This window comes from Rhizobium grahamii CCGE 502, assembly GCF_000298315.2.
GTDB classification, from domain to species: Bacteria; Pseudomonadota; Alphaproteobacteria; order Rhizobiales; family Rhizobiaceae; genus Rhizobium; species Rhizobium grahamii.
Window position 1 is genome coordinate 172,792 of record NZ_AEYE02000036.1, and the last position, 21,615, is coordinate 194,406.

The window sequence follows — 21,615 nt, forward strand, 5'->3', positions numbered from 1 at the left end:
GTGGTTACTTTACGACCGTGTAGTCTACTCCATACCACTTGACGGAGAGCTTGCTCAGCGTGCCGTCGGCCTGCATGGCCTTCACGGCTTCGGCGATCTTAGCGTTGAATTCCTTGTCGCCATGCTCGATCGCAACGGCGAGCGGCTCGTAGAAGACGGGGTCGCCGATCTGCTTGATCGGATAGCCGGCCTTCACTGCATCGAGAATGCTCGGCAGCGACGAGACGGCGGCATCGAGACGGGTGCCATCACCAAGACGCAGATCGTCGAAGGCGGTGGTCGAGTTGGAGTAGGACTTCACTTCCTTGGGCTTGAACTCGTACTTGAAGGGAGGCGCACCGGCAGCATCAAGCGTCAGGTCGCCGTTGGCATAGGCTTCGAACGTCGAAGTCGCCGTCGTGCCGACCACCTTGCCGTCGAGATCGGAAAGCTTGGTCGCCTTGCTGTCCTTGTGAACGGCAACCGCTGCCGGGGTGTAGTAGTAGACGGCCGGAAAGTCGAAAATCTCGGCGCGTTTCTTGGTCGGCGTCATCGAGCCGACATGCATGTCCCAGCGGCCTGCCCAGTTGCCGGCAGTGATGATGTCCCAGCCCGGGGTTACGAACTCGACCTTCACGCCGAGACGCTTGCCGATATCCTTGGCGACATCGATATCGAAACCGTCGAGTTCGTTCTTCTCGTTCATGAAGGATTGCGGCGCCCAGTTGGCGTCGGTCGCAACCTTCAGGTCCTTGGCCGCCATGACGCGGTCGAGGACCGCACCCGCATTGGCCGGGAGGGCGGCGAGGGCGACGGCGAGCGATGCTGCCGCTGCGGAAATCTTGCTCAGTCTGTTCATGCAATGGTTCCCTTTATTGTCATTCTTGGTTTTGGCCCGGGCTAATTCCCGTACCGTCATGCAATCTTGATGTCGAAGAGGCCTTTTCGTCTTCCGGCGATCTGAAGCAGCCGCAGGACGGTCGCTTCCTTGAAACGATGGAAGTCAGAGCTCTCCTTTCTGCCGCATCTCGTCGCGGACGGAGCGGGCAACCCGGAAGGCTTCGACGCCGGCCGGAATACCGCAATAGACGGCGATCTGGACGAGCGCTGCGCGCAGTTCATCCTCGGTCAGCCCGTTGCGGATCGAGCCCCGGAAGTGGATGCCGAATTCATGCATGCGGTTGAGCGCCGCCAGCATGCCGAGGTTCAGGAGGCTGCGTTGCTTAAGGTCCAGGCCGTCATCGGTCCAGGCCGTGCCCCAGCAATATTCGTTGAGCACGTCCTGAAACGGTGCCGAGAAGCTATCGGCGCCATTGATGGCGCGGTCGACATAATCGTCACCCAGCACCTTGCGGCGAACGGCTTCACCGCTCTTTCTAAGTGCTTCATCCAAGGTTCGCCTCCTTAGTGGTCAGGAAATCACGCATCAGATTCGCCACCGTCTGCGGCGCCTCGATCAGGATGGAGTGGCGCAGGCCCGGCAGGATCGACAGCGTCGAGCCCGGGATGCGCTCGTGCATGTAGCGGGCCATGCGCGGGTTAGACCCGGCATCGTCTTCTCCCGTCGCAATCAGCGTCGGGCAGCGGATCTGATCGAGGAACCCCCCGAAGTCGGTTTCGGCCAGCACACGGTAGGCTGCCGCATAGCACTCCGGATCATTCTCGGCATCGCGCTGCCGTAGCCCTGCGATCACCGCCGGGTTCGCGGCCTGGAACTCTTCCGTCAGCCATCGCGACAGCGAGGCATTGTGATGGTCGGCAGGCGTACCCGCACGCAGCGCCGCCAGGCGCTCCAGAACCCGCGTGCGCTCTTCGGGCGTGCGCCCGGCCACCGTCGAGAGCAGCACCAGCTTGCGCAGCCGGTCGAGGTGGGTCAGCGCCAGGCGCTGGGCGATAAGCCCGCCGAGCGAAAAACCAGCGAGATTGAAGGTCGAGAAGCCTGCCTTGTCGGCCAGCGCCAGCGCCTCGTTGACGAAATAGTCGATCTCGTAGTGGCCCTTCACTCGGCTGGAATGGCCGTGGCCGCGCAGGTCGAAGGTCAGGATCGTGAAGCTGTCCTTCAGGCGCTCGACGACGCCAGACCATGCTTCGAGATAGGAGCCGACGCCGTGGATGCAGATCAGCGGATCGCCGCGACCGTCGATCCGGTAGTTGAGCGTCACGTCTCCGACGGTATGGCGCTGTGCCTCTGCCATGTCAGCCTGCCGCCACCTTGCGATGCTTGTCCTTTTCGCGCGCGGCGAAGAAGGGCATGATTTCCTTGACGAACAGCTCTATCGTCCGCTTCTGCAACTCGAAGGGCAGGTTGAAGGTCAGGCCGAGGCAGTACTGATCCACACCGGCTTCTTCGTAGACCAGCAGCTTCTCGATCGCCTCGTCAGGGGTGCCGAACATCAGATTCTTGCGGATATTGTCCGGATTGTAGTTGTCCTTGCCCCTGACGGCTTCGTAGGGCACCGCTTCCGGGAAGCCATCGCGAACGGCGCCGATATTCTGCATCAGGTTTTCGAAGGAGCGGCCGTAGTCCACGCTGTGCTTGACCGCGAGTTCCCAGCCGTCGGCCCTGTCGTAGACACAGGTGCGGCGCTGCATCATGAAGCGCGGGCGCGGTACCTCCGGATGATCGGCAACCGCCTTGTTGAACTTGTCGGCTAGAACCTGGATCTCGGCTGCCGGCTGCGAAAGCGGCGTTGAGAGAATGCTGGCGCCATTGGCGATCGCCCAGTCGAAGGAGCCGGGATCGCGGGCAGCGACCCAGATCGGCGGATGCGGCTGCTGCAGCGGCTTCGGCACCGAGGTCGCGGCCGGGAATTTCCAGTATTGCCCGTCATGGGCGTAATCGCCGGCCCAGAGCTTCTTCACGGCCGGGACGATCTCCTTCATGTAGGCGACGCCTTCCTGCTGCGGCATGCCGCCAGCCATCCGGTCGAACTCGTACTGGTAAGAGCCGCGGGCGATGCCGAATTCCAGGCGGCCGTTGGTCAGATGATCACAGAGCGCGGATTCCCCGGCGAGCCGGATCGGGCTCCAGTAGGGCGCGACCAGCGTCGAGGTGCCCAGGCGGATATGCTGGGTATGCTGCGCCAACCAGACCAGCGTCTGGAATGGATTGGGAGAAATCGTGCACTCGATCGTGTGGTGCTCGGCGGTCCACAAAGCCTCGAAACCGCCTTCGTCGGCCATGCGGGCCAGTTCCAGCAGGTTGTTCTTGACCTTCGACATCGGAACATCGGGCGAGAAGCGTTCCATGGTCAGCGATACTGCGAATTTCATTTGTTTGCCTCCCTTGCGGGTTCAGTTCTTTGCGTTCCGTCACTTCAGACGGATGACGAAGGGGTCCTGCATGGCGCCGGAGTAATCGATGATCACGTTCTTCAACCGCGAGAATTCATGCATCACCTCGAAGCCGCCGCGCCGTCCGTAGCCGCTCTCCTTGAAGCCGCCATTAGCGGACATGAAGGAGGCCGAACGATAGGTATTGACCCAGACGGTGCCGGCTTCGATCTGGCTGGCGAAGCGCAGGGCACGATCGATATCCTTGGTCCAGATGCCGGAGGCGAGGCCGTAATGGCTGTCATTGGCGAGTGCGATCATCTCCGCTTCATCGCGGAACGGCATGACGCCGACCACGGGGCCAAAAATCTCGTCGCGCATGAAGCCCATGTCGTTTTGCGCATCGACCATCACTGTTGGTTCGTAGTACCAGCCGCCGCTCGAAAGACCTTCCTTCTGCGGACGGCGGCCACCGGCTGCGACCTTGGCGCCTTCCTTGACGCCAGAAGTGACGTAGCCCTCGACCTTGGAAAGCTGGTCGGCGAGCGCCAGCGGACCGATATCGGTATCATCGACCGTCGGCAGGCCGACGCGGATGCGGGCGGTGCGGGCAATCAATGCGTCGATGAACTTGTCGTAGATGCTGGCCTCGACGAAGCAGCGCGAACCGGCAACGCAGGTCTGTCCGGCAGCGGCAAAGACGCCGGAGACGACGCCGTTGACGGCATGCTCGATCTCAACGTCGCCGAAGACCACATGCGGCGACTTTCCGCCGAGCTCCATCGAGCAGGGCACGAGGTTCTGCGCCGCATTTCCGGCGATGCGGCGGCCCGTCGCCGTGCTGCCGGTGAAGACATATTTGGCGACGCCCGGATGGCGGGTCAGCGCTTCGCCGGCGCTCTTGCCGGTGCCGGTGACGACATTGACGACGCCTGCGGGGAAGCCGGCTTGATGAATGAGTTCGGCCAGCGCCAGCGTAGAGGCAGTCGCGTGTTCCGACGGCTTGATGACGACGGTGTTGCCGATCGCCAGGCACGGCGCCAGCGTACCGGTCAGAAGCATCAGCGGCGAATTCCACGGCGTGATCATGCCGACGACGCCGAGCGGTTCGCGCAGATTGATGTTTAGCGTATCCATCCGGTTAATCGGGATGGTGTCCCCCTGCAGCTTGTCGGCCATGCCGGCGAAATAATGATAGCTGTCCGGCATCGAGCCCATCTGCGCCCGGGTTTCCTTGAGCAGCTTGCCGTTATCGCGCGTCTCGATCTCGGCAAGCGTATCGGCATTGGCGCGGACGAGTTCTGCGAGCTTACGAAGCAGCACGCCGCGGTCTGTCTGCGTCATGCGCCGCCAGGTCGGATTGCGGAAGGCGGCATTTGCGGCCGCCACGGCTGCCGCGACGTCATCAGCGTCGGCCTCCACGAATTTGTACCAGGGCGTGCCGGTGGTCGGATCGTAGCTGGCGATATAGTTGCCATTCTTAGGCGCCACGAATTCGCCGTTGATAAACAAGCCCTGGCGCGAACCTTCGATGGAGCTCACTGTCGTCTTCATGTCACTGTCCTTGGTCTTGGGAGGCTTGGATCCAGGCGCGGGCTTCGCCGTCGATCATCGCGACGCGGCCGCCGTCGTCTGAATCCATATAGATGCCGAACCGGCCGGCCTGCCGCTCGCGCAGGTAGCGGCGCAGCATCGAACGCAGTTCGTGGGTGGAGATCGCCTCGTAGGGCAGATCGTCGATGGCGAAGAAGCGGAGGTCAGCAGGCAGGTTGACACCCGCACCCTCGCCAGCTAGCCGAGCACGATAGACGAGATAGCCGGGATCGCTGTCGGCGACGTCGAAGACCGAGTAGAGGAAGGTTTCCTCCGGCATGAGGCTCAGCGCCTCGCCGCCTTCGACAACGAGCTGGCTGTCGGCCTTGCGGCGGCGTGCCGAGGGGAGCACCCAGCCACCCTTGCCATCCGACCGCAGCAGCAGGCCATCGCCGGCTTCGATGAGATAGCCGATGATCATCCCGTGTGAAGCAAGCCAGCCTGATGGCAGCGGATCCTTGACGCTGGCGTAGCGGCCGCGGCAGAAACCGAGCGGCGCGGTCGGGCTGGTGCCGAAAGCCCGGACTTCGCCGATCAGCACCGCATGATCGCCTGCGTCGACAGTATTGTAGGTCGTGCAGTCGAACCAGGTGAGGCTGTCGGTGAGCACCGGTGCGCCGGTATGGATGTGATCGTGGGTAACGGACTGGAACTTGTCCGGCGACTTCGAGGCGAAGGTCGCAGATACGCCGACCTGCCCCTCGTGGAGGATATTGACGGCGAAACAACCGGCACCGGTGAAGGCCTGATAGCTGGATGCCGACTTTGCAATGCAGACCAGAAGCAGCGGAGGGTCGAGCGACACAGAGGTGAAGGAGTTCGCGGTCATGCCGCGCGGCGTTCCGTCCTCGTCACGGGTGGTGATGACGGTGACGCCCGTCACGAAGGTACCAAATGCCCGGCGTAGGGCGATGGGGTCGATCGGCGCATCCGCCTTTGCCGCTGTCTCCGCCATGCTTTCGTGCCTCCTCCATTTGTTGAGGAGGAGGCTATCGCTGCCCGCCCGGTGGTTCTTCCTTGGCTTCGACGGAGCGAGCGGAAAACTTCTGCTGCGATCCGTAGGAGATGAAAAACGGCCGGCAGCATGCGCTATAAAACCGCGGATACCGGCTGTCGGAGGCTACTTTTGGGCGCTGACGCGATTGTCGATGACGCCGTGCAGGCGGATGGCAAGCTCGACGGCAAAGCGCTTCTCGGGCGTCTCGACATCAACGCCGAAAAGCTCTTGGATGCGCGCCAGGCGATAGCGCAGTGTCGTCACATGCAGACCCATCGTATCGGCACAGGCCTGGCTGCGGCAACCTTGCTGCAGATAGGTGGAGAGCGTTTCCAGATAAGGCGTGCCGTTCTCGCGATCATGCTCGGCGATGGCGCCGACGCTTTCCTGCACAAAGTTGCGCACGTCACCTGCCTCGGACGCGGCAACCAGCATCGGCAGCGGTCCGAAATCCTGGGCGGAGACGGCGCCCGTCAGTCCGAAGGAACGGCCGATGCGGATCATCCGGCTGCAGCGTTCCCAGGAGGCCGGATAATCGGAAAGTGCCGCGCAGCGATTGCCAGCGACAACGACGGGCGGTTCGTCGAAATAGCGGCCGAGCTCTTCGGCGATGCGCCGTGTTAGCTTGACCGTCCGCTCCTGCCTTTTGCTGGCATCATGAGGCACGAGGCAAACGACGCCTCCATCAATGGCGATGAAATTTGCCTGCAGCGAAGCCTGCTGCATGATGCGGGCAAGCGTATGCTCGACATCGACGGAAGCGCCGCCGAAAGCCTTCGTCTTGTCGGGAAAATCGACGACGATCATCTGCTGAGGCACCGAGAAATTCAGCCCCAGCCGCTGGGCGCGCTGGGCGACATCGCCGGCATTGCGCCAACGGGCCTCGACGATCTCGAAGAACAGTTCGGTCTGGGTGCGGGTCTCAAACCGGAAGCGGATGAAGCTCCGCATCATCTGGACGCTGAGCGCGAACTTGGCGCTGTCGAGCATCAGCAGATCGAGATCACTGAATTCGCGCGAAGTCGGGAAGATGATCAATGCGCCGACCAGATGATTGTCGACCGTCAGCGGCTGGATACGCGCAGAGATCTTGAAGCGTTGCGCGCCGTCATCGAAAAACAGGCTGGCGGCATCCGTCGTGCCGCGCTCGATCGCATCGCGGGCCGCCTTCATCAGCGGCCGGGCGAGCGTCGTGGCTGCCGCCTCATGCCAGGAGGCCTCATCATAAAGTGCATTCGGCGGACGCCCTGCGATGACCTGATTGGAGGTGAAATCGACGACGACGGTCGGGTTGGGCAGCATCATGCCGACCATCGCCGAAAGCGGCGCGACGGCACCGTCACTCAACACATGTTCGAGCAGCGAGGTATGCGCCTGCAGCGCCCGTTCGAGCCGCTGCGCCGCAAGCTTCTGGACCTCCAGCCGGTGTTCGCGCTCGACGGCGATAGCACCCATATGGATGATGGCGCCGAGAAAGGCGAGGTCGTCCTCGGAGACTTCGGTGATCTGGCGCGAGATGACGCTCAGCACCATCGGCCGGCCCTCGGCGTCCTTGCAGTTCATCGGCATGACGACAACGGTGCGGTAATCACGCTCGAACGCTTCCTTGCGGTAGCCGGGAAACTCGACGGACTCGCGGGCGTCGCGGATATAGACGGGCTCGTTGCGCTGCAGGGCGATCAGCGACGGGCTGGTTGCCAACTCCCACCTGTCCGGAAGCTGCCGCTCGATCAGCGTCGGATCATAGCGGACGATGACATATGCATAGCCATGCGCCGCATCGATCCCCATGATCGAGCCGAGCGACCAATGGGCATGGCGGCAGGCCGCCACGATCAAATGCTGCAGCACGGTCTGTAGATCGCCACCACTATTGATCTGGCTTGCGATGTCGCGGAGCGCCAATATCTGAGACTTCTGATCCAACTGCTTCGCTCCTCCAGCGGCCCGCATCATGCGTGCGCATTCGGCGGAAATCTACTCCGTTTTGATGGAAGCCGGAGCCGTGCCATTCCTCCGATCGGAGGAAGACGTTCGCCGTTTAGCCGCTAGGCTTTTGCGAGTTTCAACATTTCGTATCGGCGCAAGGCATGACACTCGGCATCAGAAAGATTTCCACCTTCCTCGAAGAAATGCACGTCGAAGGCGGCAAGGCGGCGCCCCGGCCGGTGACCATGGTCGTCGTCGCGGCCGTCATCCAGAACCCTTGGGCCGGACGAGGCTTCGTCGAGGACCTCCGGCCGGAGATCATCCGCATCGCCGGCGACCTCAGCCATGAGATGACAGCGCGGCTGCTGCGCCAGATGGATGCCGAGAAGATCGAGGCCTGTGGCAAGGCTGCAGCGGTCGGCATCAACGGCGAGATCGAACACGCGTCGGCAATGATCCACACGCTGCGCTTCGGCAATCCGTTCCGCGAAGCGATCGGCGGTACCAACTACCTCGAATTCGCCAATACCCGCAACGGTCCGGGAGCGCTTCTGTCGTTGCCGATGATGCACAAGAGCGAGAGCGGCAAGCGCTCGCATTTCCTGACCGCTAATTTCCTGATTGCTGATGCACCCGGCCTGGACGAGATAGTCGTGGCGATCGGCGCCGCCGATGGCGGCCGGGCGCATGCCCGCATCGCCGATCGTTTCCAGGATATTGCCGAAATGGAAGCCGAAAAGGCCGCCAAGGGCTAGGACAATGAAGTTAGACGCCATCGACTTCAGAATTCTCGATGCGATTCAGCGCGATGGCCGCATTACCAAACTTGCCTTGGCAGAAAAGGCCGGCCTTTCGCCGACCCCCTGCTGGATGCGGCTGCGCAAGCTCGAGAAGGCAGGGATCGTCACAGGCTATCATGCCCGCATCGCGCTTCGCAAAATCGCCCCGGTCGCCAGCGTCATGGTCGAGGTCACACTTGCCAACCATCGGCAGAGCGATTTCGAGCGCTTCGAGCGCGCAATCGCGGGTATCCCTGAGATCGTCGGCTGCTGGTCCGTCGGCGGTGGTGTCGATTATTTCCTGCGGATCGCCGCACCTGATATCGATGCCTACCAGCGCCTGATCGATGGTCTGCTCGACCGCGAACTCGGGATCGAGCGCTATTTCACCTATATCGTCACCAAGACAGTCAAGGATGAGACCGTGCTGCCGGTCGCCGCTCTCGTACAGCCCGGCGAGGCCTCGAAAGACGCATAGAGAGATCATACGGCCGGGCGCTCGGCCTTAGACAATCTCTCTATTTGAACCGCCCCGAAAAGACAAGATCTCGCCCACTCCCGTGAAAGACTTCGGTGTCGATAACGAGGAGACAGGACATGACCGCGGTTTTTGCCCGCCCCGATTTTCATCAGGCGCTTTCGCGCCTCAAGGACAGGCATCTTCTGCGCGACCTCGCCTATTGCGATGGGCGCTGGACGTCCGCTGCCGATAACAAGAGCCTCGAGGTCACCGATCCGGCAAGCGGCGCAACCGTTGCCTGGGTCGCAAGCCTCGGCACCGGTGACACCACCACGGCAATCGATGCCGCCTCCCAAGCGCTGCCCGCCTGGCGCGGACTGCTGCCGCAGGAGCGTGCCCGCATCCTCAGAAAATGGTATGAGCTGATGCTCGCCGCCAAGGATGATCTGGCGCTGATCATGACACTCGAGCAGGGCAAGCCGTTCGCCGAATCTCTCGGCGAGATCGAATATGCTGCATCCTTCGTCGAGTGGTATGCCGAGGAAGGCAAACGGCTGAATGCCGAGAATGTCACGAGCCACCTTCCAGGCGCCGAGATGATCGTGTGGCGCGAGGCGCTCGGCGTCACCGCGATCGTCACCCCCTGGAATTTCCCCTCTGCCATGGTCACCCGCAAGGCAGCAGCAGCACTTGCCGCAGGCTGCACCGTCGTCGCCCACCCCTCTTCGGAGACGCCGCTTTCGGCGCTAGCACTTGCCGAGCTCGGCGAGCGTGCCGGCATTCCTGCCGGCGTCTTCAACGTCGTCACGGGAGATGCCGCTACCATCGTCGGACGCCTCTGCGAAGACGAGCGCGTGCGGGCCGTCAGCTTCACCGGCTCGACTTGCATCGGCCGGCTGATCGCGGCGCAATGCGCGCCGACGATGAAGCGGCTGGTCATGGAGCTCGGGGGCCATGCGCCGCTGATCATCTTCGAGGACGCCGATATCGAGCAAGCGGTGAAGATCGCCATCGATGCCAAGTTCGCGACGTCAGGCCAGGATTGCCTCGCCGCCAACCGGATCTTCGTGCATCACTCCATCGCCCCGCGTTTCGAGCAGGCTTTCGCATCGCGCATCCGCCAGCTGAAGGTCGGTAACGGCTTCTCGGCAGATGCGGCGATCGGTCCCCTCATGCATGAGCGCGCAGTCGCCAAGGTCGAAGAGCAGGTCAAGGACGCCGTGGAGCGCGGAGCCAAGCTCGTCACCGGCGGCAAGCGCCACAAGGCGGGTAAACTGTTTTATGAGCCGACGCTGCTTTCGAACATTCCCGCCGACGCGCTGATCATGCGCGAGGAAACCTTCGGCCCGGTCGCCGGCATTGTGGTTTTCGGTACCGAAGAGGAAGTCATCGCAAGGGCGAACGATACCGAATATGGCCTCGTTGCCTATGTCGTTACCGCCAATGGCGCGCGCCAGATGCGGCTCGCCCGGGCGCTCGAATACGGCATGGTCGCCATCAACCGTGTGAAGATCACCGGCGGGCCGATTCCCTTCGGCGGCTGGAAGCAATCCGGCGTCGGCCGCGAGGGCTCGCGCCACGGTATCGAGGCTTTCACCGAACTCAAATATCTCTGCATCGACACCGCCGCCTGACGCGGCCCTCCCAATCAAGACATCAAGGACATCAGCCATGCTCGACAGAAGCAACGAACTCAACGCCTGGGACCGCAACCACTTCTTCCATCCCTCGACGCATATGGGCATGCATGCCCGAGGCGAGACGCCGACGCGCGTCATCTCGTCCGGCGAAGGCGTCTACATAACCGATACTAACGGCCGCACCAGTCTAGATGCGTTCGCCGGTCTCTATTGCGTCAATGTCGGCTATGGCCGCCAGAAAATCGCCGATGCAATCGCTAACCAGGCGAAGAACCTAGCCTATTACCACGCCTATGTCGGCCACGGCACCCAAGCCTCGATCACGCTGTCGAAGATGATCATCGACCGGGCGCCTGAAGGCATGAGCCGCGTCTATTTCGGCCTGTCGGGTTCGGATGCTAACGAGACCAACATCAAGCTGATCTGGTACTACAACAACATCCTCGGCCGTCCGGAGAAGAAGAAGATCATCTCACGCTGGCGCGGCTATCACGGCTCTGGCGTCATGACCGGCTCGCTGACCGGGCTCGAGCTCTTCCACAAGGCTTTCGACCTACCGCGTGCGCAGGTTCTGCACACCGAAGCGCCCTATTACTTCCGCCGCCCTGACCGCTCGATGGATGAGGAGCAGTTCTCGCAATATTGCGCCGACAAGCTGGAAAAGATGATCCTCGCCGAGGGCCCGGATACCGTTGCCGCCTTCATCGGCGAGCCGATCCTCGGCACGGGCGGAATCGTGCCGCCGCCGAAGGGCTACTGGGAGAAGATCCAAGCGGTTCTCTACAAGTATGATGTGATGCTCGTCGCCGACGAAGTCGTCACCGGCTTCGGCCGCCTCGGCACCATGTTCGGCTCCGACCATTACGGCATGAAGCCCGGCCTCATCACCATCGCCAAAGGTCTGACCTCGGCCTACGCGCCGCTCTCCGGCACCATCGTTTCCGACAAGGTCTGGCAGGTGCTGATCCAGGGCTCCGACCAGATGGGCGCGATCGGCCATGGCTGGACCTATGCGGCGCACCCGATCTGCGCGGCGGCCGGTATTGCCAATCTCGAACTGGTCGACGAGCTCGATCTCGTGAAGAATGCCGGCAAGACCGGCGCCTATTTCCGCAGCGAGCTCGCCAAGGCTGTCGGCTATCACAAGCATGTCGGCGAGGTGCGCGGCGACGGCCTGATGGCGGCGATCGAGTTCGTCGAGGATAAGGACGACCGCAAGTTCTTCGACGTCTCCCGAAAGATCGGGCCGCAAATCGCCGCTGCATTGCTCGAGCGCGGCGTCATCGGCCGTGCTATGCCGCAGGGCGATATCCTCGGCTTCGCGCCACCGCTGTGTCTGACAAAGGATGAAGCGGACATTATTGTAACGAATGCAGTACACGCCATAAGATCCGTGCTTGGATAACGGCCTGCGAGAGATGCCGCGAGGTGGGATAGAGGAGCGAAATCGGGACCTGATCCGATCGCCCATTATCTCAATTAAACGTCCATACCGAATGAAGGGATCTACGATATCGTCCGGCAGACGAATTATGCCAAAGCCATCAAGGCCAACTTTGAGATACGCAGACGTCTCGTTCACCGATATCTCGCTCGATACCATGACCGTTTCTTGCGCTTCACCCTCCTGGCCAAACGACCATCGCTCCTGCCCGGGGCTTCCGGAAAAATAACCAACAACGAGACGCCGGGTGAGATCAGAAGGTTCAACAGGCGTTCCATGTTCCGCGATGTACGTCGGCGCGGCGCACGTTACCCAACGATAGGAACCGAGCTTCCTCGCGATTAGAGTGGAGTCGGCAAGTGGACCTGTTCGAATGACACCATCGACACCTTCCTGGACTAGATCCACACGTCGGTCGTTGAGACCGATCGCAAGCTCGATGCCAGGGTAACGCTCCCTGGAGTCCCAAGAAGCTCGCTCATGGTGCGAGCCATCGGCGCAGCTACCGTGCGACGACGCGATCGCCTAGCAAAAGCCATTGAGTTTAAGGATCTTGTGAGCGTCTATCGCTGCGCGAAGATGTTCCTCTGATGCGCGATCGCCTTGATTGGCGTCAGGGTGGTGCATTTTAAGCCGCTCCTTGTAGCGGCTCTTTATCTCCTCGGGCGTTGCATCTTCTGACAGGCCGAGAGTTTCAAAGGCTTTTGCCTCCAGGACCCTGAGTTTGCGCCGTTTAAGATCCGCTTTTGTTGCCTGGCGCTGGGCCGCATTCTTCTGTGCATTGACCGCCTTTGCGGTCCCAGAGCGAACCGAAGACGGAAGCGGCGTTGCAGAAACCTCATCGATCCGTGTTCCCCAGGTCGGGCGGCTGCCATTTGCGGCTTCCCTTTGATAGCGGGCCGTTACGGGGTCGGAGTGCTTCGTCACGAAATTGTAGCCTCTGCTGTATTCACTGACATGTTTGGCACAAAAAAGCAGATATAGTCCTTCCGCACCGGCTCCGACGGGGGCATGATAGCTGCCTTGCGCCTCGCAGCCCTCCCATTGGCACTTCGGGCCGGTCGCTTCCCGATGTTGAACAGGTTTTTTGCGGATCGAGCGCAAGCCAACGAAAATTTTTGAATCAGACGTCATCGCGCCATATACGGCTGTGCGGGCCTCCTCGGCAAGCGATCAACATCGGTGATGTTCCCTCGTGGCTTGAAAGCCTCCTCAACAGCGTCGACCTGAAACTCATCAGACCAGGAACGTCGCAACCGGCGGGGAATCACCGGTCCATGTTCGCAGAGAATGGCGCGCAGAGGGTTCACCAATCTGTTCGCTGATGAACAATACGCTCACGCGCCAGAACAGGACCGCTCGAGCTTGCTGATCAAGTCTTTGGCTCGACAAAGCGCATTTCGGGTTGACGAGCCGCAATGACGACTACCTCCGCATCGGCGGCATCATTCTTCTGCCGTTTCTGCCTCAATAAGAAACGGACCGCTGCGCAGCAACGCGTTGTCGAGGAGATCGCTGAACTCCTCGAAGGATGCGCCCGCGCAGCTTCGACCCCCATTCCTCTTGCAACTGCCACCCAATTCCAAGCCGGGTTATCAAGGTTCAACATCCTCCGAGCGTTTGTTCCGATTGGTCCAACGCCAACATTCCTCATCTCCGCGTTGAGGATAGCGTATGCGCGGTTGGCGAATATGATGGTCACCACATCGAGGTTCTCGCGGGCCTGGGTCCAGAGACCTTGGATCGTATACATCGCGCTTCCGTCGGCCTGTGGATTGATTACGTTCCGGCCCGGACATGCGATTGCCGCGCCAGTGGCGAGAGGTATCCCGCATCCAATGGCTCCTCCCGTCGTCATGAGGTAGTCATGGGGGTGCCGCGGCGGCCGATAATTCGAAAAACCTACGCGCGGACGTGATCGCTTCGTCGTTTTTATGGAACCATTGACAGGATCGCGGTTGCATTGCGCGAGATCACTCCCTGCCCGTTTCGTCAGATTCACTTAGCCGCAACGGCCGATCTACTGGCGAGGGGCAATGACGACAGGTTTGACGCCACCCTAGAGGAACCTGGGACGGCGGCTCTGGCGCCGACCCAGCCCGTGCATTACCGGCCACCTTCCAGCTTGCGGAGGCGTTGGTTGGTTCCGCTTCGCAATGGGGAGAGCCGGGTTCATAAAATCCTCAAAGCCGTTTGGTGAAGGCGTTCTGTTGCACGTTCTCATTGACCGAATGCTCTTCCAGCCGCGGGTTGCACATGGCCGAAATCCGACGCGAACGGGGCGCGTTCCGCGAGCACCGGCCTCAATCTTGCGATATGTTCCTCGACAATTCACCGGCGGATGGAACACAGCCTCTCGCCGGTATCACCAAAACATGCGACGAGGCAGACATTGAGCTACGGCCTTTACATTGGCAAGAACCTGACGGCCACCGGCCACGCCTATCTGGCGGGCTACGGCGACGAGCCTTCGAGCCATTGGCTCGAAATCATCGCCGAAACCCATCATGCGGCCGGATCGACGATCACGGTTGGTGTCACACCGGAAGCCGATCTACCGGGCAAGCTGAGCGAAGTCCCGCAAGCGCCGGTGACGGCGAGACATGTCCGCGTCTGTTATTCCCATTACAAGGGCGTGCCCGCCCCCCTGAGCAATGGCGGCCTCAACGAGCATGGAGTGGCGGTGCGCGACATCTGGTCGACCTCCCGGGCCGAATTGATCGCCCTTACTCCCGCCGGTCAAACCGGACCCAATTACAGCGATCTGGCCAAACTGGTGCTGGAGCGCGCGAGGACCGCCCGCGAGGGCGTCGAACTGATCGCCCAGTTGATCGCCCGTTACGGCTATTCGACCTATGGCGGCAATTCCCACATCGTCGCCGATCCGCAGGAGGCCTGGGTGGTCATCGAATGCGCCGGCGGGCAAAAATTATGGGTGGCCGAGAGGCTCGGGGAAAATAGTATCCGCGCATCCCGGCCGGGCTATATCGGCGAAATTCCAGGTACGCCCGACAAGGATTTCCTGTTCCCGGACCATTTCATCGAGTTCGCAGTCAGCCAAGGCTGGCACCGTGATGGCGACAAGTTCAATGTCAACATGGTCTACGGCGACGGCCGCGGCCCATGGGAGGGCGCGCGCTGGATCGAAGCGGAAATGGCGCGCCGCGCCGAAACGCCAGCTAAGATCACCCTTGAAGACGTGATTTGGGCCATCCGCACGCCGAAGCTGACCGGCGATACCGCCGGCTACGGCCAGGTCGTGCCGCTGGTCCACCCGGCACATCCAGCTCTGAGGATGCTCTGGCATGCGCCAGTCGGCGCCGTAGCCGCCCCTTTCATGCCCGTGTTCCTTGGCATGACCGAAATCGCCGAGGAATATCGTCAGCACCGCTATTTGACATCGGGCGAGCATGCCCGATTCATGGACATGCGCCATGCGCTCGGGGGGCAAGCCGACGAGGTTTCCATTGTACCGCAGGGGGTCGAAGCGTCGCGCTCGGCCGTGGCGATTTGCAAGCGGCTTCTCTATCTGGCGCTTCGCGATGCGGAGACCAGCCTTCCCGAACTCGCGCGCATCTTCGTTGCCCATGAAGCGCGGCTGATGGCGCTCGCCGAAAACATGCAAAAGGTAGCGTCCATGCTACTCGATGCCAGTCAAGCGGATCTCGCGGCCGGGATGTTGACGTATTTCGCCAATTCCGAACTCCGCGCCGGATTGAGGCTGGCCGAGCAGTTGGCGGATGGCCTGGAGGCGAGAACCCGTGCTTTTGGGGGATTTGACACGTCGCTCCAACCGAAATCCAGTCCACAAGTCTGGTGATTGTTCTTAAACCGGTGCGGTCTCCCTTTCGGACTGCTATCGCTAACGATTATCCAATACGCGGCAGAGTCACCTACAGGACCGGTGGCAACATATCCAGCCGGACGCCGCCAGCTTTTCAATTACCCGCAGTCGTCGGCAGGCTGGGTCGCGCACGCCCTCGCAACAAATACTAATTTGCCGGTCGGGGAGATAGGAGTACCTTTCCCAAGCATTTTAAAACATGCGGTCTTTTGCCAGTGGCGCACCAAACTGCACCGCATGTTATCGTCTTAAAATGACTGATAAGCTTGCCTTATCGGACGTCGTGGGTCAGCAAGGCGAGAATGGCTTTGTATGTTCGCCAACCCTTCTTGATATTGTGGGCGCTGGCGTTGACAGCAATCGCGATCCTGCTCGAAACTAGGAGCAGGCAGTCGACGGTCGCGTCATGACAGCGCCCGGTGTGCGGCTTGACCGCGTCCGCCCTGAGACGTGGCCGACCTGGGACGGTGAACCAATGAATTCCGCTTTTTTGGACCGATCCGATTGTCCAGCTTTTTGTTCTCGCCGTTCTGGGCCTGCTGGTCAGTCGGCTGGTACTTCGGGGGCATCCCGTCTGGCGGTTGATTGCTCACATCGTATTCTTGATTGCCCTCACGGCGCTACTCCTTTACTACGGTATCCAGCCCTATGCGCCGGACACGCGGGCCGGAGATCTATCGCGGCGCATTTTCATCGGGCTCGCCAAGGCCGTCTGGTGGGTCGGCGGAGCGATGGTCTTGATCAGCTGTGTTCACTTGTTCCTCATTTTTGAACGCAAGCCACGGGATGCGCGCCTCCTTCAGGATCTCGTCGTAGGTCTCATCTACCTGGGGACCGGTCTTTCCCTGATCGCCTATGTGTTCAGTGTCCCTGTCGGCACGTCCTCTTGCAGTCCGTATTCGAAGCCTCTCACCGTGTCCCTCCCCGAAGGTTGTGACGCTTTGCTCACGCGCAAAGGTAGTCCGCAGACAAAGGTCCTAGATCAGGAGCCTAGCGACATATCTAGCCTTAGCCTAAGGGTCCAAAAACCGCCTCGATCGACGCCCTCATCTTCTCGATTGTGAAGGGCTTCGAAAGCACGTTGTTAGCTCCCAGCTGGGCTGCTTTCTGAACAAGCGCCCTGTCGCCGTGTGACGTGAGAATAATGAAGGCAGCCTTTTTCGTCGATGGGTTGGCACATACTGCCTTGAGGAAGCCGAGCCCGTCCATCTTCGGCATATTGAAGTCTGAGATCACCAGGTGATGTGGGTGCTCATGATCAGTTCATCCCCGATCGCGTGACCCCAGGCGTCATTGACATCCTTGAAACCATCGAGGTCGATCATTCCGAGAGCAAGGCCGCGACCGACTGGGGGGCGACGTGCCGATGACCTCGAGAAGGCCAGTTCGGTTCAGGAGTCCGCTGAGAGCATCATGGGTCGCTTTGTGGTGCGCGATCGCCGTATCGCGCTGAAGACCGCGAATGAGGGCAACACCCGTCATGATGATGGCAACCAGGAAGATGACGAGCAGGGCCGCGGCTGACAACAGGTAGCTGTGGACTGCTTGGAAAATGTGTGTGCCGGGGGGTCCGGCTCGGCCACTCGAGATAGGCTACGGCCCGGCCATCCAGGCCTAAAAGGGGTGTGCTCAGCCAAGTACGTTCAGGCAAGGCAACCAGTTTCAGCCCCTCGATATCGATGGTATCGTCGAGCTCTGCGACGACATCCTGGCTCAACAGCTTGGCGAATATCAGCGTATTGAGCGCTGCATCGGTGGGCTCGCTGGTGTAGGGCTGAATCGCTCCGGCAGCGACGAGATAGGTGCCATCGGAAGTCGCGACAAACGCCGTGACCGGTGACTGTCCGGCTGCGGCTGCCGCCGCCGCCAACTTGAGGATGATGCTGCGGTCGACAGGAGATGAACCGCCGACGACCCCGCTATGTCGCAAACTGAAGCTTCTGGCTGTATGAGCATTGCCGGAAACCGATAACTACGGTGCCATCAGAAGCCAACCTCTTTCTGATGGCGCACCGCGAGGACCGTCAAGATATCCTCATCGAGACGGTAGCGCGCAATATATCCGCTGTCACCGAATTCAATGAGCCATTCCCGATACTGATCGGGCAGATCTTCAACGAGCCGTCCCATTTGGGGATGCGAGCCGAGTGCTCGTAGACCTTTGAGAATGGCTTCGCTCGCTCGCTTGGCCGCCAAGGGGTTCTTCGGTCGCAAGAACTTCCGAAGCCTATCGAGATCACGAATGGCGGCCGGGGAGAAGATTATTTGTGGCATTCAGGTGCAGCGCGCTCGTCGTCGGTGCCCCACGTCGTAAGCCATTTTTCGACCTCTTCCGCCGTCACATGCAGACCAGTCGTCTGAAATTCATCCCAGGCGTTGAGGGTCTCACTCCGCAGCGCCTCGCGCTTCTCTTCACGTTCCACATATTGCTCAATCGCTTCGCGCATGATCCAGTGGGACGAGCGGCGACGAACTTCGGCCAAGTGTTGGACGCGGCCTTTTAGCTCGTCATCGAGCTTGAGCGAGGTAGGTGATGCCATATCAGTTCCTTAGTCAACGGTAATACCTGTCGCTAATATAGATTACTTTATTCCTCGCGTCTATGATCTCGCCGAGTTGTCGCGCTAAGCGCAAGGGAAAGTCTCTCGCCTTGATGTTGGACGGCCCTGAACGGCATCGAAATGTGCCAGAATGAGCTGTTAAGATCTCAATCGAAGGGGGCCGCCCATGGACAAGATTATTCGTATTGGCATGGATACGTCAAAGCATGTCTTTCAGTTGCACGGCGTGAATGCAGGAGAGAAGCCGGTCTTGCGTAAGAGAATCCGACGTCGGGAGATGATCGACTTCTTCACGACCTGCCCGCCCACTTTGGTCGCGATCGAGGCCTGTGGTGGTTCGCATCATTGGGCGCGCTTACTCACCTCATTTGGACATGAAGTGAAGTTGATCGCACCACAGCTCGCCAAGCCTTATGTCAAACGCGGCAAGAATGACGCTGCCGACGCCGAAGGGCTGTGCGAGGCTATAAGCCGCCCAACGATGCGGTTTGTTCCAAGACAGTTGATGAGCAAGCAGCACTCATGCTGATCAGCGTCCGTACCCGTCTGATACCCAACCGAACCCAACTCGCCAACGCTATACGGGGTTACGCCAATGAATTCGGCATTTCCGCCGCTAAGGGGCTAGCACATATTCCGATGCTGCTCGAGAGGGTGCAAGCTGAGAAAAATGTGCCAGAGCTCGCACAGGAATTGTTCATAAGCCAGGCCGAGGAATACGCTGAACTGGAGAAGAAGATTGCGGATGTGGAGGCCAAGGTAAAGGCATGGCAGCGTAACGACGAACGCAGCATACGTCTCAACACCATTCCCGGCATTGGACCAATCGGCTCGGCTCTTTTGATAATGAAAGACTCCCGCTCCAGAGCTCTTCAAATCCGGCCGCCAGTTCGCAGCTTGGATAGGGCTGACGCCGAAAGATCACTCGACCGGCGGCAAGCTCAGGCTCGGTGGTATCACGCGAGCCGGCGATGAAGCTCTGCGGGCCATCCTGGTGAATGGAGCAACCGCTGTCATTCATCACGCGCGGCGATCTGGCAAGGCTTCTCGATGGTTGGCGGAACTGCTCAAGCGCAAGCCGCCTAAACTGGCAGCTGTCGCACTCAAGAACCAGGGTATCCTGATCTTCACCACGTGTTGGCATTACTACAACTTGCAAGATAATAGCAGATGGTATGATCGATCGATCCGAGATTCCCATTGGCCCGTCAAGGCCGCCTTGATGTTTGGGACCTGTGTCGCGGAAACCATCTTGGCCAGCGTTCATGTGCGAACGCAACAACAGGCCGGACATATGAACGCAAGCGATCAGATCAAATTATCTCGAAATATCTTGCGAGTCGGGGGCCGTCCACATATGGGAATCGAACGGTGGCCCCTGCAACACCAGCGTTACACTACCGTCGTCACGCCTTGAAGCGGTCAAATGCGGTTGGGCGCCTTATCGGTGGATCAAGCTTCCTCCCAGCGATAGACGTCCGAACGCCGATAGTGAACCTCGTCCTCTAGACCCGGCAATCATCCTGGATCTGCGCAAGAACATTCACGCGATTCCCGCCTGGATGTATACGGCCGTGGACACCATAGTCGCGCTCCTCTCGTTGATCTGTAATGCGAGCCTCGACACCTTCCATAACGAACCTGGCCCAGACATCAGCCGAACCTTTTAGCTTTAAGGATCCGCGGCTAGGGGCACGAACAAGCCGAGCTTAATGTCCCGAAGCACCACATTGGTATGCATGCGCCGGATCTGCGGGTTTTCCGCCATGATTAGGGCGGCGATGTCGTCATAATGCTCGACGTCGCGGGCTGTGACGATCGCGATCAGATCGACCGCACCGGTGACGTAATAAACCTGCTGGATATGATCCTGCTTCTCCGCCCAAACACGAAACTTCGCGAGCGCGTCGTAATTGTCCCGCTCGATCTCCAGGCCGACGATGAACACCATCGATGTACCCGTCGCCTTCCTGTCGACGACGGCAACCTCGGCCTTGATGATCGCATCCTCGCGCAGCCGCTTCAACCGCCGCTGCACTGCCGAGACCGACAGGCCGATTCGCTCGGCAATCGCTTCGGCCTTCAGCTGGGAGTCGCGCTGAACGATATCGAGAATGTCGCGGTCAAAACGATCCAGTTGTTGCATTGTCCTGTCCAAATTCGAACTATCCGCGCGGCGGCATTCTGCCGCATTCGCCGCGCGGAAAAGATTATTTTGCATGAAATATGCAGAATAGATGAAAATTGCGCGAAAAACTCGCGCTATTTTATCATTATCCTTCGCAAATTCATCCAGTCGGAACCAAGCATGTCGGATCAACCCTTTCCTGCTCTTCGTGTCGAAGATCTCCATAAAAGCTTCGGCACGCAACAGGTTCTCAAGGGCATTTCGACTGAGGCCCGCAAGTCCGATGTTATTTCGATCATCGGTTCGTCGGGCTCCGGCAAGAGCACCTTCCTCAGATGCATCAATTTCCTGGAAATTCCGGATCGCGGCCGGATCACCGTAAACGGCGAGGAGATCGCCCTGAAGACGGGGCGGGCAGGACGGCTGCAGCCGCGCAGCTGGCGGCAGATTGAGCGGCTGCGGACCGGGCTCGGGATGGTCTTCCAGAGTTTCAATCTCTGGGCTCATCGGACGGTGCTGGAAAACATCATCGAGTCGCCGGTCCACGTCATGGGCATTTCGCGGCGCGAGGCCATCGAGAAGGGAGAGGCCCTGCTTCATAAAGTCGGGCTCTTCGACAAACGCGACGCCTATCCCGCTTTCTTATCCGGTGGTCAGCAACAGCGGGCGGCAATCGCAAGAGCCCTCTGCGTGGACCCTGATGTCATGCTGTTTGACGAGCCAACATCGGCGCTTGATCCAGAGCTGGTCGGCGAGGTTCTGAAAGTCATCCGTGATCTCGCGGAAGAAGGGCGGACCATGCTGATCGTCACACATGAAATGCGCTTCGCCCGGGATGTTTCGAGCCGTGTTCTCTTCCTGCATCAAGGACGGATCGAGGAGGAGGGTCCACCGGACCAGGTATTCGGGGCGCCGGTCAGCGCCCGCTGCCGCGAATTTACCGGTCTCAGCGCCCGCTGACGCCCGAAGTCTCATCGACAACACAAAC

18 protein-coding genes and 4 pseudogenes are annotated in these 21,615 nt (G+C 60.2%); 7 read left to right on the top strand and 15 right to left on the bottom strand.

What is annotated here, in order from left to right; all coding sequences use genetic code 11:
* Positions 1 to 4 precede the first annotated feature (4 nt).
* From RGCCGE502_RS30970 to RGCCGE502_RS31000, 7 genes are all read right to left on the bottom strand, one after another.
* Positions 5 to 838, bottom strand: coding sequence for a transporter substrate-binding domain-containing protein (locus RGCCGE502_RS30970; protein ID WP_016558179.1), 834 nt, complete (start codon positions 836 to 838; stop codon positions 5 to 7).
* A 144-nt stretch (positions 839 to 982) separates the two neighbouring features.
* Positions 983 to 1,372, bottom strand: coding sequence for a carboxymuconolactone decarboxylase family protein (locus RGCCGE502_RS30975; protein WP_016558180.1), 390 nt, complete (start codon positions 1,370 to 1,372; stop codon positions 983 to 985).
* Positions 1,365 to 2,174, bottom strand: a complete 810-nt coding sequence (locus RGCCGE502_RS30980) for an alpha/beta fold hydrolase (RefSeq protein ID WP_016558181.1) — start codon at positions 2,172 to 2,174, stop codon at positions 1,365 to 1,367. The genes RGCCGE502_RS30975 and RGCCGE502_RS30980 overlap by 8 nt, the downstream gene beginning before the upstream one ends.
* 1 nt (position 2,175) lies before the next feature.
* Complete coding sequence (locus RGCCGE502_RS30985; RefSeq protein ID WP_016558182.1) at positions 2,176 to 3,252, bottom strand: LLM class flavin-dependent oxidoreductase; 1,077 nt, start codon at positions 3,250 to 3,252, stop codon at positions 2,176 to 2,178.
* 39 nt (positions 3,253 to 3,291) lie between these two features.
* The gene (locus RGCCGE502_RS30990) at positions 3,292 to 4,806 is read right to left on the bottom strand and encodes an aldehyde dehydrogenase (RefSeq protein WP_016558183.1); all 1,515 of its coding nucleotides are present in this window, start codon (positions 4,804 to 4,806) and stop codon (positions 3,292 to 3,294) included.
* Position 4,807: 1 nt separating this feature from the next.
* The gene (locus tag RGCCGE502_RS30995; RefSeq protein WP_016558184.1) at positions 4,808 to 5,800 is read right to left on the bottom strand and encodes a flavin reductase family protein; all 993 of its coding nucleotides are present in this window, start codon (positions 5,798 to 5,800) and stop codon (positions 4,808 to 4,810) included.
* A gap of 165 nt (positions 5,801 to 5,965) precedes the next feature.
* The gene (locus RGCCGE502_RS31000; protein WP_016558185.1) at positions 5,966 to 7,768 is read right to left on the bottom strand and encodes a helix-turn-helix domain-containing protein; all 1,803 of its coding nucleotides are present in this window, start codon (positions 7,766 to 7,768) and stop codon (positions 5,966 to 5,968) included.
* Positions 7,769 to 7,932: 164 nt separating this feature from the next.
* On the opposite strand from RGCCGE502_RS31000, the gene RGCCGE502_RS31005 reads away from it, so the two are divergent.
* The 4 genes from RGCCGE502_RS31005 (at position 7,933) to RGCCGE502_RS31020 (ending at position 12,055) form a co-directional block, all read left to right on the top strand.
* A complete protein-coding gene (locus tag RGCCGE502_RS31005; RefSeq protein ID WP_016558186.1) occupies positions 7,933 to 8,526 on the top strand; it encodes an amino acid synthesis family protein in 594 nt (197 codons plus the stop codon).
* A gap of 4 nt (positions 8,527 to 8,530) precedes the next feature.
* Positions 8,531 to 9,028: an Lrp/AsnC family transcriptional regulator gene (locus tag RGCCGE502_RS31010; RefSeq protein ID WP_016558187.1), complete on the top strand. Its 498-nt coding sequence runs from the start codon at positions 8,531 to 8,533 to the stop codon at positions 9,026 to 9,028.
* A gap of 119 nt (positions 9,029 to 9,147) precedes the next feature.
* Positions 9,148 to 10,644 carry an NAD-dependent succinate-semialdehyde dehydrogenase gene (locus RGCCGE502_RS31015; RefSeq protein WP_016558188.1) on the top strand — a complete coding sequence of 499 codons (1,497 nt, stop codon included), beginning with the start codon at positions 9,148 to 9,150 and terminating at the stop codon, positions 10,642 to 10,644.
* A 37-nt stretch (positions 10,645 to 10,681) separates the two neighbouring features.
* Positions 10,682 to 12,055, top strand: a complete 1,374-nt coding sequence (locus tag RGCCGE502_RS31020) for an aspartate aminotransferase family protein (protein WP_016558189.1) — start codon at positions 10,682 to 10,684, stop codon at positions 12,053 to 12,055.
* An 81-nt stretch (positions 12,056 to 12,136) separates the two neighbouring features.
* On the opposite strand, the pseudogene RGCCGE502_RS39130 reads toward RGCCGE502_RS31020, so the two are convergent.
* The 3 genes and pseudogenes from RGCCGE502_RS39130 to RGCCGE502_RS36005 all read right to left on the bottom strand — a co-directional run.
* A pseudogene (locus RGCCGE502_RS39130) lies at positions 12,137 to 12,616 on the bottom strand (LysR substrate-binding domain-containing protein); the annotation flags it as partial.
* A 3-nt stretch (positions 12,617 to 12,619) separates the two neighbouring features.
* Positions 12,620 to 13,228 (bottom strand): J domain-containing protein, encoded by a 609-nt coding sequence (locus RGCCGE502_RS31025; RefSeq protein WP_016558190.1) that lies wholly within the window; start codon positions 13,226 to 13,228, stop codon positions 12,620 to 12,622.
* Between the two features lie 311 nt (positions 13,229 to 13,539).
* Positions 13,540 to 14,022: pseudogene (locus tag RGCCGE502_RS36005) on the bottom strand (thiamine pyrophosphate-dependent enzyme); the annotation flags it as partial.
* A gap of 464 nt (positions 14,023 to 14,486) precedes the next feature.
* On the opposite strand from RGCCGE502_RS36005, the gene RGCCGE502_RS31035 reads away from it, so the two are divergent.
* Entirely contained in the window at positions 14,487 to 15,914 is a 1,428-nt protein-coding gene (locus RGCCGE502_RS31035; protein ID WP_016558192.1) for a C69 family dipeptidase, read from the top strand.
* A 1,032-nt stretch (positions 15,915 to 16,946) separates the two neighbouring features.
* Here the strand turns inward: RGCCGE502_RS31035 and RGCCGE502_RS31040 are convergent.
* From RGCCGE502_RS31040 to RGCCGE502_RS31050, 4 genes and pseudogenes are all read right to left on the bottom strand, one after another.
* Positions 16,947 to 17,192: pseudogene (locus RGCCGE502_RS31040) on the bottom strand (response regulator); the annotation flags it as partial.
* Positions 17,171 to 17,263 carry a diguanylate cyclase domain-containing protein gene (locus RGCCGE502_RS39330; protein ID WP_016558194.1) on the bottom strand — a complete coding sequence of 31 codons (93 nt, stop codon included), beginning with the start codon at positions 17,261 to 17,263 and terminating at the stop codon, positions 17,171 to 17,173. The pseudogene RGCCGE502_RS31040 and the gene RGCCGE502_RS39330, both read right to left, overlap by 22 nt.
* A 658-nt stretch (positions 17,264 to 17,921) precedes the next feature.
* On the bottom strand, positions 17,922 to 18,212 hold the full coding sequence (locus tag RGCCGE502_RS31045; protein ID WP_016558195.1) for a type II toxin-antitoxin system RelE/ParE family toxin: 291 nt from the start codon (positions 18,210 to 18,212) through the stop codon (positions 17,922 to 17,924).
* Positions 18,200 to 18,478, bottom strand: coding sequence for a CopG family ribbon-helix-helix protein (locus tag RGCCGE502_RS31050; RefSeq protein ID WP_016558196.1), 279 nt, complete (start codon positions 18,476 to 18,478; stop codon positions 18,200 to 18,202). Before RGCCGE502_RS31050 ends, RGCCGE502_RS31045 begins: the two co-directional genes overlap by 13 nt.
* Positions 18,479 to 18,665: 187 nt before the next feature.
* On the opposite strand from RGCCGE502_RS31050, the pseudogene RGCCGE502_RS31055 reads away from it, so the two are divergent.
* Positions 18,666 to 19,613, top strand: a pseudogene (locus tag RGCCGE502_RS31055) (IS110 family RNA-guided transposase); the annotation flags it as partial.
* Positions 19,614 to 20,171: 558 nt separating this feature from the next.
* Here the strand turns inward: RGCCGE502_RS31055 and RGCCGE502_RS31060 are convergent.
* A complete protein-coding gene (locus RGCCGE502_RS31060) occupies positions 20,172 to 20,645 on the bottom strand; it encodes an Lrp/AsnC family transcriptional regulator (protein WP_016558197.1) in 474 nt (157 codons plus the stop codon).
* 162 nt (positions 20,646 to 20,807) lie between these two features.
* Between RGCCGE502_RS31060 and RGCCGE502_RS31065 the strand changes: the two genes are divergently transcribed.
* Positions 20,808 to 21,587 (top strand): ABC transporter ATP-binding protein, encoded by a 780-nt coding sequence (locus RGCCGE502_RS31065; protein WP_016558198.1) that lies wholly within the window; start codon positions 20,808 to 20,810, stop codon positions 21,585 to 21,587.
* Positions 21,588 to 21,615: the final 28 nt, after the last annotated feature.

Bases quoted from the DNA above. Each gene is read 5' to 3' on its own strand.
- RGCCGE502_RS31025 (WP_016558190.1), bottom strand. From the start codon at position 13,228: ATGACGTCTGATTCAAAAATTTTCGTTGGCTTGCGCTCGATCCGCAAA.
- RGCCGE502_RS30980 (WP_016558181.1), bottom strand. From the start codon at position 2,174: ATGGCAGAGGCACAGCGCCATACCGTCGGAGACGTGACGCTCAACTAC.
- RGCCGE502_RS31010 (WP_016558187.1), top strand. From the start codon at position 8,531: ATGAAGTTAGACGCCATCGACTTCAGAATTCTCGATGCGATTCAGCGC.
- RGCCGE502_RS39330 (WP_016558194.1), bottom strand. From the start codon at position 17,263: ATGATCGACCTCGATGGTTTCAAGGATGTCAATGACGCCTGGGGTCAC.
- RGCCGE502_RS31020 (WP_016558189.1), top strand. From the start codon at position 10,682: ATGCTCGACAGAAGCAACGAACTCAACGCCTGGGACCGCAACCACTTC.
- RGCCGE502_RS30985 (WP_016558182.1), bottom strand. From the start codon at position 3,252: ATGAAATTCGCAGTATCGCTGACCATGGAACGCTTCTCGCCCGATGTT.
- RGCCGE502_RS31050 (WP_016558196.1), bottom strand. From the start codon at position 18,478: ATGGCATCACCTACCTCGCTCAAGCTCGATGACGAGCTAAAAGGCCGC.
- RGCCGE502_RS30990 (WP_016558183.1), bottom strand. From the start codon at position 4,806: ATGAAGACGACAGTGAGCTCCATCGAAGGTTCGCGCCAGGGCTTGTTT.
- RGCCGE502_RS31060 (WP_016558197.1), bottom strand. From the start codon at position 20,645: ATGCAACAACTGGATCGTTTTGACCGCGACATTCTCGATATCGTTCAG.
- RGCCGE502_RS31045 (WP_016558195.1), bottom strand. From the start codon at position 18,212: ATGCCACAAATAATCTTCTCCCCGGCCGCCATTCGTGATCTCGATAGG.
- RGCCGE502_RS31005 (WP_016558186.1), top strand. From the start codon at position 7,933: ATGACACTCGGCATCAGAAAGATTTCCACCTTCCTCGAAGAAATGCAC.
- RGCCGE502_RS30995 (WP_016558184.1), bottom strand. From the start codon at position 5,800: ATGGCGGAGACAGCGGCAAAGGCGGATGCGCCGATCGACCCCATCGCC.
- RGCCGE502_RS31065 (WP_016558198.1), top strand. From the start codon at position 20,808: ATGTCGGATCAACCCTTTCCTGCTCTTCGTGTCGAAGATCTCCATAAA.
- RGCCGE502_RS30970 (WP_016558179.1), bottom strand. From the start codon at position 838: ATGAACAGACTGAGCAAGATTTCCGCAGCGGCAGCATCGCTCGCCGTC.
- RGCCGE502_RS31015 (WP_016558188.1), top strand. From the start codon at position 9,148: ATGACCGCGGTTTTTGCCCGCCCCGATTTTCATCAGGCGCTTTCGCGC.